Below are 13959 nucleotides of genomic sequence, written 5' to 3'. Positions count from 1 at the left end.
ATAGTGCGTGATGCGCTTCGCTCCAGAAAGCGCTATTTGCCGGCCAGCGTGATGCTGACCGTGGTGGTGCCGGCGCGATCGGTTTCACGCTTGAAGAAGAATAGCGTGACCAGGATCAGCAACATCGGCACCAGCGAAAAGTAGAACGCGTGGATACCGTCGAAACGTGAAAAGACGATGGCGGTGATGCGCGAGCCCAAGGTTCCGCCAAGCGCGGAGAAGATGACGATCAGGCCCGTCATCGCCGCGTGGGCTGGCTTGGGCAGCGAGCTGAGTGCCACCGAATTGATCACCGGATAGATCGGCGCCATCAGCACGCCAATCAGCGGGATCAGATAAGCCGCCGTCGGCGCGTTCAACCAACCGATATCTGCACGCGCTACGACGCCGTGCGCCAACGGCAAGGTCAGCATGACCAGCAGACCCATGCCGAGCACGCAGATGTTTAGCAAGGCGTACCACCGCATGCGCCGCAAGAGTTGGCCTGCGACGAGGCGGCCAACTGCCGAGGCGCCGGCCAGAATGGTCGCCATCTGGATGCTCATGGCATTGGGCAGCTTGAGGATTTCGTTGTTGAAGGTCGGCAGCCAGGTGCTGAAGCTCTGTTCGATCAGCACGTACAGAAATGCCGATGCCAGGAACACATAGACCAGCGGGCGCAGGAACAGATGTAGCATCTCCAGCAGCGAGCCGTGCATGGATTTGGTTTCTTCGGTGCGAGCAGCCGACTCGTCCAGGCGCGATGTAGCCAGCAGCGCGATGACCAGCACGCAGATCACGGCCAGCACCCAGTAGACATTCAGCCAGGATGGATTCGCCGGCTTCCCATGATCGACGAAGGCACTGAACAGCCAGCCGGCGATCAGCACGCCGATCATGAACAAGCCTTCGACCGTATTGGTAAGCCGGCCGTGCTCGCTGCGATCATTGGTGAGCAGCCCGATCGAGGAATACACCGCCACCTTGGTCAGCGCGAACGACACGCCAACGCAAGTGAACAATAGCTCCGTGGTGTGGAAGCTCGGATACAACGGCATCAGCACGCAGGCGCAGGCAACGATGCCCAGCGCGATCATCATCGCGCGCCGATAGCCAAGCAGGGGAAGAAACGAAGCAACCAGGAAAGAGGTGACCGCGACCGGCAGGTCCTTGAACAGCTCCAGCAGGCTCGCCTGCGGCTTGTCGACGCCGAAGGTATAGATCGATTGCAGGATGACCGTGCCGACGCTGTTGAGCAAAATCGCAAAGACCATGTAGATCAGGGCGAGCGCGGCGATCATGCGGAATCGGTTCATGGCGACCTGCCTGGTGACGAAATGCATGGCGAAACAACCCCCTCACAGATCGTAGGCTGGGGTGCAAACCCCAACATCGCGATCTTGGTCGACATGGCAGTGTTGGGGTTTGCACCCCAACCTACACGACTCTACAACGACTTATGGAGGGAAAGTCCATGGCCGGACACGGGTTCCAGCCATGGTTGCCCAAAGGAGGGGAGGGCGGCTAACAACACATCAAACTCCCTCTCCCTCGTTGATTAACAACGAGGGAGAGGAAGGAAAGCACATCAGAAGTTGTACTTGATCTGCCCCGAGATCTGCCGGCCCCAGATCGAGCGGGCCAGAATCACGCCGCCGGAACTGGCGAAGCCGAACAGGCGAGCATTGCCCTCGGTAATGCCGATCTGGTTGGTGATGTTGGTGCCCTGCACGCTATAGACCCAGTGCTGGCCGACGTTCGCTTGCACGCCGAAGGCGAGGTCGTAGTAATTGCCCAGTGGCTGCTGCTGGATCAGATCGCCGTAGCGGTTGCCGACGTATTCATAGGTGATCCACGCCTTGATATCGCCGAAGCTGGTGGGGATGTCGTACGACGGTGTCAGGCGGAACTGGAACTTCGGCTGACGCTGCAACTGCATGCCGTTGATGCTGGTGCAGGCGGTGCCACCGCTCTGCGTCGCATAGGTGATGCAACCGATGTAACGGTAGTAATGGCCGTCCATGTAGTCGCCGGAGAAGAGGATCGACGCATGCTCGAAGGGTTTCACCGTGGTGGTGAAGTTCACACCCTTGCTCTGCGCACCGTATACGTAGGTGTTCTGGCCGGTGTCCGTGGTAATGGTGTACGGCACGTTATAGAACAGACGGCGATACGCAGAGAGGTCGGCGTAAATCCAGTCGGCCTGGTATTTGAAGCCGATTTCGTAGTTCCTGATCTTCTGCACCGGTGTGGTGGGCAGGCCGCGCAGGTCGTCGAAATCGGGGAAGTGCACGCCCAGATTCGCGCGTACATAGGCGCTCATGTTGGGATTGAACTCATAGTTGGCGCCCAGCGTCCAGGATTTCTCCGTCTTCTCGTAGTTGATGTATTTGTTCCCAGGCGCGAAGTACTGGGAGCTGTTGTTGTAGAGGGTGAGCGGATTGTTATCCAGGTCGTATGAGGCGGTGTTGGCGATGGCGCCGTTGGACGTCTGGCGCTCCACACGAAGGCCGCCGTCGATCAGCCAGTTGTCGCCGATCTTCCAGGTATCCGTCGCAAAAAACGCGGTATTGAAGCCGTGCCAGCGTTGTTTGACGGCCGTGGAAACGCCACTGACAAAACCTTGCGGGTCGGTCAGATCGTAGGTGTTCACACCGTTGTTGAGCGTCACCACGATGGGATTGGGATTGGTAATCGCCTGCAGCAACATGTTGTTGCCAAGGAACCAGGTGTCGTGATCCTGATAGACGGCCGTCCAGTTGCCCAGCGTCAGCGTATTGCCTTCGAACAATTCATCGCTGACATGGAATTCGTTGCTGAACGATTCGAGGTTTTTGCGTACGTACCACAGGCCTTGCTGGGTGACGTTCTGGTTCATGTCGGCCGCCTGGCCGTTGGTGTAGTTGGCTGTGGCGGTGTACGTGCCAGCAGGCAACTGGCCCGAGGTGACGTCCGAGGCCACCTGGCTGGCGATGTAGGAAGCCAACGAGGTGGGGTTCGAACCCGTGCTGAAGAACGAGATGGTGTTCAACTCACCGGCGGTGAAGCCCAGTTTGTCGGACAGCGACCAGCCGTTGCCGAAATCCCAGTCGAAATTCGCGCCAAACGTACGCAAGTCGGCGCCGCGGCCCTTGGCCAGATTGACGTTTTCGCCACCGGGTGTGCACCCGGGCGTGCCGCAAGGTGTAGTCCCAATGAATTCGTACTGGTCGGCCTTGCTGCCGAACGTGCCGGTCAGCGGGCTGAAGCCTGGATAATCGGAAAACTGACCCTTGCCCGAATTGAGAATCGGCGTGTCGGTCACGAACTGGTTGTGGTCTTTCAGCGCACGCGCATAGAACATCAACGAGCCGTTATCCCAGTCGCGCGACAACGTGGCGGTTAGCTGGCCACCTTTGTCGGCGGCGAATTGCGGATCGCGGATGTTGTCGCGACGCCAGAAGCCACCCACGCTGCCGTACCAGCCGTCGGCAATCTTGAAGCCGATGAAGCCATCGATACGCTGTGTGTTATCGGTGCCGTAGGTAAAGCCGATATCACCGGAGGGAACGTCGGTGCCTTCCTTCAAGAGGAAGTTGGCCGTGACGCCAGGCTGGCCGTTGCCGTACAGCACCGATGGGCCGCCTTGCACGATTTCGGCGCGGTCGATGGTGTCATCGAGGCGGAACATGGTGGATTGATCCATGAACGACAGATTCGACTGCGGATACAGCGGACTGCCGTTGAGCTGGAAGGTGGCATAGGGTGCGTCGCCGCCGCCCGGGAAGCCGGCCACTTCGATGTTCGCGCCGGTCTGGCCGCCCGACGATTCGGGATACACGCCAGGGGATGATTTCAGCAGATCGGCCGCGCTGACAGGGTTGGCTTGCTTGATCTGCTGTGCGCTCATCGAGGTGATCGAGTAAGCGGCGTCGATCTTCTTGATACCGCCGAAGGTGGCCGTGCCGGTGACCACGACCTGTTGCAGTGTCGATACGTTCTTGTTGTTGCCGTTGTTGGACCGCTGCGAATTGCTGTTTTGCGCAGGGGCCGTCGTGGACGGGGTTGTCGAAGTGGCTTGCGTTTGAGCGTTATCTTGCGCATAGGCCGCGCCGGACATCAGCGTGGCCGTGATCGCCGCCGATAACGCAACGCGTGTGAGTGGCTTGGTCTTCATCGAACGTTCTCCCCAACTGTTTTGTTTGTGATGGCGCGGCGTTACTGCGTCTGTTAGCCGCTTATGTTGTGAACAGACTGATGTCGAACGCGGCAACGTCCGCCAACAGCAGATCCGCCTCGGCCAATGCCTGTGCCTGGCCTACTCCTACCGCCTTCATTCCCGCAGCGTGAATGCTGGCGATCCCTGCCGCGGCGTCCTCCACGCCGATACATTCGCTCGGCTCCAAGCCGAGGCCGCGCGCGGCGGCCAGGAAAATCTCGGGATCGGGTTTGGCGCGACTGATGTGGTTGGCATCCACCACGTAGTCGAACAATTCCGCGATGCCGAGCCTTTCCAGCAAAAGAGGTGCGTTGCGGCTGGCGGAAGCCAGCGCGGTTTTCAGGCCCGTGCGGCGCACCGATTCGACAGCGTGGCGCGCGCCAGGCAACAAGTTTTGAGGGCCGAATGTTTCGATCTGCTGCTTGTAGTATTCGTTCTTGCGCGAGGCGAGCGCTTCTTTTTCGTCTTCCGAATACGCGTGCGGTGCGCGCTCCAGCAGAATGTCCAGCGAACCGCGGCGATCGACGCCCTTGATACGCTCGCCGATGGCATCGTCGAAGGCGACGCCGATTTCTAGTGCAAGGCGTTTCCATGCGGCGTGGTGAACGATTGCGGTGTCGGCAATCACGCCGTCCAGATCGAAGATGACGCCCTTCACTTCAGGGCGCGCTGATGCATGCAGGGGAAGATTGACGGTATGGCCGGCGTGCAGCACCACCGTCTTGCCGCGGTGGAGAATGTCGAGCTGCACGCCTTGGGTAAGCGTGTATTCCACGCGATCTTTTTTAACGGCGACGCGAATATGGTGATCGCGCCAGCGCACGCCGAAGCGATAGCTGCCCCACGCTGCGGGCAGGGTGGGAGCGAAGGCTGGGCGTCCATCGACGACGCGCATGCCGCCGAAGCCCCAGGTCAATGCCAGCCAGCTACCCGCCATCGCCGCCATGTGCACGCCGTGCGAGGTGTTGCCGTGCAGGTTGTCCAGATCCACGCGCAGCGTGTCGAGAAAATAGCCGTATGCCTTCTGCGCATAACCCACTTCGGCGGCAACGATGCTGAACGTGGATGCCGATAGGGTGGAGTCGTGCACGGTGACGCTTTCGTAGTAATCGAAATTGCGGCGCTTGCTTTCGACGTTGATGGTGTTGCCGGCGAGTACGAAGGCTTGCAGTACGTCGGCTTGCTTGCAAACTTGATGGCGATAGATCGTCAGCGGATGCAACTGCAGCAACAGCGGACGGTGGCCGTGTTCGGTCGGGCGTGCGATCGGCAGGCGCGGCTTGTTGAGGAAGTCGTCGTCCTGCGGAAAGATGCCCAACTCTGCATCGACCGGCAGGTACATCGCGTCCGCCGCCGCCAGCCATGCGGCGATTTCCTTATCGGACAGTTCAAGCTGTGCGGCGATACGCGTGTAATCCTGCGGCCGTTCGCGGCCAAGCAGTGACGCCACCGAGGCGGCATAGCGCAAATGTTGCTGCGCCATGTGGTTGGTGTAGTAGTTGTTGTCGACCAGCGCGGTGTATTCGTCCGGGCCGGTCACCTGACAGATGCAGAAAGCATTCCCGCGGCGCGGATTGAAGTTGCCCACGTGATGCCACAGGCGCGCGGTTTCGAATAGCACTTCGGCACCGCCGCGCACCAGGAAATCGATATCGCCCGTGGCTTCCACATATAGGCGGATCGCGAAGGCGATCGCGGCATTGATGTGGTATTGCGCGGAGCCGGACGGGAAATAGGCGGAACATTCATCGCCGCTGATGGTGCGCCACGCGTACAGCGCACCGGTCGGGTGATTCATTTCGCGTGCGTGATTGCGTGCGCGATCAAGCGTGTTGATGCGGTACTCGAGCATGCTGCGCGCGTGCTCGGGGGTGGTGAATGCCAGCACCGGCAAGATGAAGGCTTCCGCATCCCAGAAATAATGCCCTTCGTAACCTTCGCCGGTGAGGCCTTTCGCGGCAGCGCTGCCGCTGCCGTCACGCGGCGTGGATTGCATCAGGTGGAACAGATTGAAGCGCAGCGCCTGCTCGACGGCGGAGTCGCCGTGAATGTCCAGGTCCGCGTCCTGCCAGAACGCGGCGCAGGCGCGCGCCTGTTCTGCGCGATGGGTATCGAAGTCCACGGTTAGCGCGCGCTCAAGCGCCGTGGCGACGCTGTCGAGCAGGGACGCTTCGGTATCGCCGCCTTCGGGGCGGCTGCACGCGTAGGCCACGAATTTTTCCAGCACCACGCTGTCGCCGGGGCGCAGGTCCGCCACGTAGTGCTGCTGCACGCCTTCGCTGTCTTCGATGATGGCGCGGGCGAAGGCCAGGTTGCTTTGCGTCACGCGGTGCCGCTGGCCGCAGGCCAGGCGGATGTGGCTGTTCTGCGTGCGCTGGCAGATCGAAGCCAGGGTGCGGTCGGCGTCTGAGGCGGTGACGCTCAGGCCGCCTTTGATGCGCGTACCGATACGCGGGTCATCGCCTTGTTCGGCGGCGTTGATGCTGGCGACGATCGCCGACTCCAGCGTGAGCGGACCGGTGTAGTCGACGGAGGTGACCCGGTAGCGGATGCACAGCAGATTCGGCGTCTGCAGGGGGACGATGCGCTCGGCATGGATCTCGATGGTAGAGCCGCTGGGGGAGCGCCAGCGCAGGCTTCGTTCCAGGCTGCCGGCGCGTAGATCCAGCGCCTGCTCAAAGGCCAGCCATTCGCCTTCGCGCAGATGGACCGGTACATCGCCCAGGCGCAAGCCGATGCGGGTGCCATCGGGTACGGGGATGCGGGTATCGGTGCTGCGGGCAAAGCCCGGGAAGCGCTCGTGGTACTCGATCGGCGTGCGTTCCCATACGCCGGTCAGAAAGCTGCCTTGGGTGGGGCTGCGGTCTTCTTCCAACCCGCCACGCACGCCGAGCGTGCCGTTGGCGAGTGCATACAGGCTTTCCAGCTTGGCCAGCTCGTAGGCCAGGGGGCGCCGCGCATGCACGACCCGCCAGGGATCAGGAGATGCCTGGTGCGCCGGCTCCATGGCTATCGCTTGTGCATCGTTGCTGTGCACGCATTCTCCCCTTGGCATCTCTTTTTGATTGGTCTTGTCAGCGGCCGGGCTCGGCCATGGGGCGCGAGCATACAAAGTGAATGATATCGATATCAAGATATCGATATCATCGCTGCGTCGCAGCATGATGCGCCTGCCGGCGTGTCGAAAACGTCGTCGCAGGGGAGGGCCACCTTGGAGGAATGGGCGCCCCTCCGGCACACTTGCCGTGCACGGCACCAGCGTGCACTCCAGTCGATGAAAGGAAGAGGGTCGCCGCTTGACGAAGGCCAAGAAAAAACAACCTCTTGCGCAACGTCCCAGCCCCACCATGGCGGACTTGGCCAAATTGGCAGGGGTATCCAAGATCACCGTGTCGCGAGCCCTGAGCGAAAGCCCGCTGGTCAATCCGGAAACCCGGGAGCGGGTCCAGGCGCTGGCACGCAAACATGGCTACAAGTTAAATGTAAGTGCACGCAACCTGCGTTTGCGGCGCAGCCACACGGTGGCGGTCATCGTGGAGATGACGCCGTCATCCGAGCGCACCATGTGGGATCCCTATCCCCTGTCATTGCTCGGCGGTATCTCGCAGGAGCTCACATCGGCCGGCTACAGCGTGCTGCTGACCACCCGGCAGGGAGCCTCCCACGCCGCGGTGCAGGCGGCGGATGGTTTGATTCTGCTGGGTCAGGGCGTGCGCCAGGATGCGGTGCATCTCTACGACAAGCTCGGCCTGCCGATGGTGGTATGGGGCGCGGCCGGGGAGGGCGGGGACAACCATACTGTCGTCGGCAGCGACAATCACCAGGGCGGCATCATGGCGGCCGAGCGTTTCCTTTCCATCGGACGGCGGCATCCGGTTTTCATCGGCAACCCCGACCATCCGGAAATGGCACAGCGCCTGTTCGGCTTCGTCGATGAACTGGCCCGTCATGGCATCAAGCCACTGCTCTTGCGCAGAGATGATTTCACCCTGGAGTCGGGCGTCGACGCCGTGCGTTCGCTGGCGGCGCGCAAGGTGCGTTTCGATGCGATCTTCGCCTGCAGCGACTTGCTGGCGATGGGCGCAATCCGTGCACTGGTCGAGCTTGGACAGTCAGTGCCGAATGACGTTTCCGTGATCGGTTACGACGACACCCCATTGGGCGCGACTTTCCTGCCGCCGCTGAGCAGCATGCGGCAGAACTGGCAGGAAGGCGGCGTGCTGTTGGCGCGCAAGGTGCTGGCGATGATTCATGGGCAGGTAGTGCAATCGCAGATGATGGCGACGACCTTGGTGGTGCGGTCAACGTAAGCGAGTTCGCTTGCACCGGGCGTGATGGATAGAAGTGCACCGTGCTCGGTGTTTCATGGCAGTGCTAGCTTTTGCGGCTTTGGTAACTGGTGGGCGAGACGGGCGATGGCGCATCGCTGGCCACCGAGCCCTGGGCATCGCCGCCCGTTGCGTTCGACTTCTCCGCCTTGTGGATGTCGTAGTGGCCGCTGCCTCCAGGTTTGGCGCCTCCGACGCGCTCGCCAAGGTCCATGGCAGTGAAGATGGCGCCATCAACAATATTAATCACGCCTTCTTTAAGGTCATCAGCATTCTTGGGATGCGAGACGGTGTCTATCCCGAGGCCCATTTGCACGGGGCCGCCAAGCGGACCAAACACTAAAGCGGCATTATTTATCGTTTTTTTCCATCCGTCCCAAGCATTGTTTGTTTCCATGTATGCATCCTTAGCCAACCTGTTTTCCGTTCGCGTGGCCATATCTTCGAATACATCGCTTTTGACGTCGTTCTTGCCGGTGTGGTCATTGTAATTGAGATAAGCCGGCGCCCATGAGCCATTGACCAGCTTATCGAGCCCCGTTTCCACACCGGAGTGGAATGTGCCATCCATGCGGTCATAGCGGGAAAAATAGCCGAGCAAAGCCTCCTTCTTGGCCTTCTTGGCCTTGTCGGTCTTCATGGCCGGATCGTTGGCCTGGGTCTTGATCCAGTTGAGTTCATCGTCTTTATGGCGAAATGGCACGATCGGCGGCTTACTTCCCGGGGCATACATCACTCCGCTTCCGTCCGCGCGCTTGACGCGATAGATATTGGTGGCTTGATAGCCGTTGATATCCAAACGCTGGACGGTAACGGATGGGTCCGGTGGCATAGGCGTGCTGATTTGCTCGAAAGTCACCGGAGCATTCGCTTTTAATGGCACGCCCGGCGCCATGCCTTCCATGAACAGCTTGTAGTCTTCTCGACTCAGCATTCTCTCATTGAGCATATTGCGCGCCTCCGCAACACAAGCCATCCGTGCGGCTGTGGGCCAGTCTTTTCTCTCATCCTTCCAGTAGTTGGAAATGTTTTTGTTCAATGCCTTGATATAAGGGAGCTCTCTAGTGTTGGTGACGGCACGAAATTTGTCGTATACCTCTGAAGGTTTTAGTTCGTAGCTGTTTTCCTTGACATACCCCTTTCCGTTGTTTTTAAACAAGCCGTAAGCTTCGTCTACATCCCTGAGGTTTTCCTTGGCGCCGTGCGTGGCGATGTACATGTTTATACTGCTGCCTACGAGATCCACATTGAAAGGGTTCCCGAATTTGCTAAATTCTTTAGAGGTGGCAGAGAAGTTGCCATGAATTAGAGCGTCAAAGATGCGCCCTGGCGAGGGAAATACACCCCCAGCTACGGTCGCCGCCGCAGGGAGCGAGCCGTGGTCCTGCAGGCCCGTGAAGGCATCCATGACGGCATCGGTCAGCAGCTGCACCGAATCGGGTTTGCCCTGCGCGCGTGCTTCGTCATTGGGAAAGTGTGCCAGCGAAATCGTGTCGCCATCGACGCCCAGCCTTTCCTTGATGAACTCCTTTGCCACTTGGCGTGCATTGGGAAGGGGATGGTTGTTGATCCGCGTGGCGAGCTCTCGATAACGTCGTTCATCCTCCGGCGTGGCAAAGGGCACCAGATCGTCCTGGCTTTCAGGCGCGGGCTGATTCGAGGGGGAAGGCTTGGCTGCATCTTGGGACTGTTGGTTCTTGTATAGCGTTGTATTGCCGGATGCCTTGGCGAAGGATGACGACGGATTGCCTGAAGTGATCGCAGGGTTTGCTTCCTGCGCAGCGGGCTTGAAAGACTGATGCTCCGACGTGACCGGGGAAGATTGCGTGTTTGAAGACGATATGGCGGATGATTCCATGATGCATATATCCGGATGATGGGGCGTTTTAGTCAGCGCGATATGGATGTGGCCACCCGTCGATATGGCGAGCGCTGATGCTGAGGTTTTCCCATGTTTTCTGCTTAATGATCTGAATCTAACCAAGGTTTATTAAGTTACCGAGCCGAGGTGCTGCTTGGTAAGCCTGGGTAAGTCTCCGCTCAGCACGAAAGTGATCTTCCCACGCCTGCGCGTAAGTGGCGGAAGTTATCAACCGATCCGCAGCGGCGTCTGAAAGTCGCTCATCGATAGACCTCAGCTTGTCATCGAAAACTGCAATCTCCTGTTTTACGGAGGCTATCTGTAGTCGGGCCTGGGCCAGGCGCCCTTGGAGGTCCTCACGTTGCACAGGATCTCCTTCACGGCGAAGAGATTGTTGCCATTGCTTCTTTTGCCTAATCAGATCATCACGTGTTCTTGCAGCCTCTTGTGCTCGCCTACTGGTATCGAGTTGCTCCGACGCTATCTGTTGGTGCTTATGAAGGGCCTCTTGCTTGGCGGCATAAGCTGTTTGCTTCTTGGCCTGTGTTTGATTCACCGCTGCCTGAGCCTCAGCTATTCGCTCTGCTTTTGTCTTGGGGAGGCTCCCCCCTTTCAGTCCCGCCTTGGGCAACGCTTCCGCACTCCCTTTGCCATCCAGCTTGACCGGCACGCTCCTGCTGAAGTCGTGGGGCCGGTTGGGATCGACGACCATCCAACTCTTCAATGAGCGGTCGTAACTCACCTGATAATGATCGTCACCAACGCGCACATAACTATTGCCATCTCCGCCTGGATAAACCCCCTTGTCGTTGAGTGACCCCAGCCGCTTGGGATCGATCTTGGCCGCCGGCGACAGGGCGGGATGGCTTGCTGGCTTGGCGGCATCCGCGTCGCTCACCATCTTCCAACCTCCCTTCCCATCAGCGATGGCGCGTTCCTGGGTGGGTTGGGGCGTAGCGATGTCGTCGTCATCACGCAGGTAGACCGGCCGGGTCCCGTTCGCATCCGCGGGGTCCTTCGTATTGACGACGTAATCTCCCTGTTTAGTTGGCGAGATGACCTTTTGCAGCGTGGACTTCCTCGGCGTGCTTTCGGTGAAAAGTCCGCTGGTGGCGGCCGTGAACGGGTTTGACTCCGATTTGACCTCCCGCGGAATGTGTCCGCCTTCCCCTGGGGGCTCGGACTTCGCCCCGGATAGATGAGACGGCTCGTCATAATGTATGCCATGACCCATCGGATGAGTGGCCGAATGAGAGGAAAAATGGAAACCTGGCATAATCGAAGTCCTTATTTAATACATGGAATAAAGTCGATGGATGTGATAAATAAAAAATTATATTGTTAATAACAAAGATATTTTTATATCAATAATCCTGCGAAAGGCCTTAGCCTAGGGAAATAACCCCCGCCAAGCGTGGTACTCGTCTATGACAGCCGCCTCAACGACATTCTCGAAAACATCCTGCAGTTGTCGTAGCGCGAGCGCTCATGCCCTGAAACGCTGAACCTCGGCCATTGGCCACAAGGGCCAATGGCGTGGTGTTTACTTGCAACTCGAGCCTGCCAAACGGCAGCTGGCCGGCGTTTCATGTAGAGCTGCCGCCTTTTTTGTCATCACTTCCAAGCGAACCATGGTAGTACTTCCATTCCGTCGTCACCTTGCCCTGTGGATCCTTGGTATCCACCAAGATGTCCCACTTCGGGCGCTCACCCGGCTTAGGGGTGTAAGGTTCAAGACCATGTTGTCCAGATTTAACCCAGCTCTTCCCCGGCTTGATACCCGTGCTGTCTTGCCATTTATTTTCGAAATTGGGGTCGGGAATTCTTACCTCGCGGGCACTGACCGGAACCGGACCTCTCGGGTCATGCCTTCCCCAGTTGACATGAACCTCAACATGCTCCTTGTCCCGCTCGTCGTGCGGTGTCATCCGATAGCCCTGGCTGCTTGATTGTTTTGATGACCCCGGACGCTGACCATCATCCATGCCACCTTTGAGCCCCGCCTTGGGCAAGACCTTCTCAACACCCCCCTTGCCATCCAGCTTGACCGGCACGCTCCTGCTGAAGTCGTGGGGCCGGCTGGGATCGACAACCATCCAACTCTTCAATGACTGGTCGTAACTCACCCGATAATGATCGTCACCGACACGCACGTAACTATTGCCATCGCCGCCTGGATAAACCCCCTTGTCGTTGAGCGGCCCCAGTTGCTTGGGATCGATCTTGGCCGCTGGCGGCAGGGCGGGAGCGTTCGCTGGCTTGGCGGCATCCGCGTCGCTCACCATCTTCCAGCCGCCCTTCCCATCGGGGATGGCGCGTTCCTGGGTGGGTTTGAGCGTACCGATGTCGTCGTTCTCACGCCGGTAGACCGGCCGGCTCCCGTTCGCATCCGCGGGGGCTTTCGTATCGACGACGTAATCCCCCTGTTTCGTTGGCGAGGTGACCTTTTGCAGCATGGACTTCTTCGGCGTGCTGTCGGTGGGAAGTCCACTGGCGGCGGACGTGAACGGGTTTTGCTCCGGCGTGACCTTCAGCGGAATGTGTCCGCCTTCACCTCCGCCGCTGGGCTTCGTCTCGGATGAATGAGACGGATCATCATAATGGATGCCGTGCTCGCTTGAATGAGCAAACGAATGGGATAAACCATGCATACTTGGCATAATCGAAGTCCTTATTTAATACATGGAATAAAGTCGATAGATGTGATTAATGATATAAGGATGTTTTTAATAGATAATCACCTACGGTGTCGATTTTAAGCCGTTCGTTCACGCCATCCTGGCGACGGAAGTAAAGTGAATGGCCTGACTGATACTCGACGCCAATGAGGAGGCAAGTGGTGATTTATTCATAAACTAAGATCCATAGAATAATATTTTTTTCAGGCCTGGGGAACTCGTCAGGATTAGTGGATGCTATGCCTTGCTGCTTATTGGATTGGTACGTATCAAGGTAAGATTGTCTATCTTTGAAATAGTCATTATATGCATCGTCCATTGCTTTTGCTGCTGAATTAAGTTTACGTCCTTTGGATATGTAATCTTGATGGTATTCTTTAAGTTTATTATTAATTACTGATTTTTTATTTGTTATATTTTTTACCTTCTTTTGGAATTCAGCCTTTTTTGAAGGATCGCTTTCATTATTACGCATTGCTATTAATTGATCCTGCTCTTTCTCTACGCTGCTGAAATTATCCTTGGTTTTTTTATACTGATCATAGGATTGCTGACGTTCTAGATTCGCGTTCTCAGCCGTTTGAGAGGCTTTTTCATATCTCAGTTTTGATTGTCTGGCCGCATCCCGCAGCTTGATTTCACCCTGTGCTCTAAGCTTGGCAACGACCGAATCAAGGCCGCCCCCCTTCGACGACTGTGATGGCCCCGGACGCTGACCATCATCCATGCCACCTTTGAGCCCCGGCTTGGGCAACGCTTGCGCACTTCCCTTGCCATCCAGCTTGACCGGTACACCCTTGCTGAGGTCGCTGGGCCGGTTAGGATCGACGGCCTTCCAGCCCTGCCATTGCTTGTCGTAACTCACCTGATAATGATCGTCACCGATGCGCACGTAACTATTGCCATCGCCGCCTG

The 13959-nt window shown here is 58.2% G+C and carries 8 protein-coding genes; 1 reads left to right on the top strand and 7 read right to left on the bottom strand.

All coding sequences use genetic code 11. The features are described 5' to 3' along the window. Positions 1-32 precede the first annotated feature (32 nt). From IEX75_RS21980 to pgmB, 3 genes are all read right to left on the bottom strand, one after another. Positions 33-1295: an MFS transporter gene (locus tag IEX75_RS21980; RefSeq protein ID WP_229721023.1), complete on the bottom strand. Its 1263-nt coding sequence runs from the start codon at positions 1293-1295 to the stop codon at positions 33-35. Positions 1296-1567: 272 nt separating this feature from the next. After that, positions 1568-4135, bottom strand: coding sequence for a TonB-dependent receptor (locus tag IEX75_RS21975; RefSeq protein ID WP_188797810.1), 2568 nt, complete (start codon positions 4133-4135; stop codon positions 1568-1570). A 61-nt stretch (positions 4136-4196) separates the two neighbouring features. Continuing rightward, entirely contained in the window at positions 4197-7214 is a 3018-nt protein-coding gene (gene pgmB / locus IEX75_RS21970) for a beta-phosphoglucomutase (protein WP_229721022.1), read from the bottom strand. 310 nt (positions 7215-7524) lie between these two features. On the opposite strand from pgmB, the gene IEX75_RS21965 reads away from it, so the two are divergent. Beyond that, the gene (locus IEX75_RS21965) at positions 7525-8487 is read left to right on the top strand and encodes a LacI family DNA-binding transcriptional regulator (RefSeq protein ID WP_188798216.1); all 963 of its coding nucleotides are present in this window, start codon (positions 7525-7527) and stop codon (positions 8485-8487) included. Between the two features lie 64 nt (positions 8488-8551). Here IEX75_RS21965 and IEX75_RS21960 read toward each other — a convergent pair whose 3' ends face one another. The 4 genes from IEX75_RS21960 to IEX75_RS21945 all read right to left on the bottom strand — a co-directional run. Then, positions 8552-10363: a dermonecrotic toxin domain-containing protein gene (locus tag IEX75_RS21960; RefSeq protein ID WP_188797808.1), complete on the bottom strand. Its 1812-nt coding sequence runs from the start codon at positions 10361-10363 to the stop codon at positions 8552-8554. A 118-nt stretch (positions 10364-10481) separates the two neighbouring features. Beyond that, entirely contained in the window at positions 10482-11642 is a 1161-nt protein-coding gene (locus IEX75_RS21955) for a hypothetical protein (protein ID WP_188797806.1), read from the bottom strand. A gap of 310 nt (positions 11643-11952) precedes the next feature. Further along, on the bottom strand, positions 11953-13026 hold the full coding sequence (locus IEX75_RS21950; RefSeq protein WP_188797804.1) for a hypothetical protein: 1074 nt from the start codon (positions 13024-13026) through the stop codon (positions 11953-11955). A gap of 184 nt (positions 13027-13210) precedes the next feature. Next, positions 13211-13959, bottom strand: a 749-nt coding sequence (locus tag IEX75_RS21945) for a hypothetical protein (protein WP_188797802.1), incomplete at its 5' end; no start/stop codon positions are given.

The organism is Dyella nitratireducens (assembly GCF_014642835.1).
GTDB lineage: Bacteria > Pseudomonadota > Gammaproteobacteria > Xanthomonadales > Rhodanobacteraceae > Dyella_B > Dyella_B nitratireducens.
This window is presented reverse-complemented; position numbering and strand designations above follow the sequence as displayed.

Excerpts from the sequence above, each read along its gene's own strand:
- IEX75_RS21965 (WP_188798216.1), top strand. The coding sequence starts at position 7,525 with ATGGCGGACTTGGCCAAATTGGCAGGGGTATCCAAGATCACCGTGTCG.
- IEX75_RS21950 (WP_188797804.1), bottom strand. The coding sequence starts at position 13,026 with ATGCCAAGTATGCATGGTTTATCCCATTCGTTTGCTCATTCAAGCGAG.
- IEX75_RS21980 (WP_229721023.1), bottom strand. The coding sequence starts at position 1,295 with ATGAACCGATTCCGCATGATCGCCGCGCTCGCCCTGATCTACATGGTC.
- IEX75_RS21960 (WP_188797808.1), bottom strand. The coding sequence starts at position 10,363 with ATGGAATCATCCGCCATATCGTCTTCAAACACGCAATCTTCCCCGGTC.
- IEX75_RS21955 (WP_188797806.1), bottom strand. The coding sequence starts at position 11,642 with ATGCCAGGTTTCCATTTTTCCTCTCATTCGGCCACTCATCCGATGGGT.
- IEX75_RS21975 (WP_188797810.1), bottom strand. The coding sequence starts at position 4,135 with ATGAAGACCAAGCCACTCACACGCGTTGCGTTATCGGCGGCGATCACG.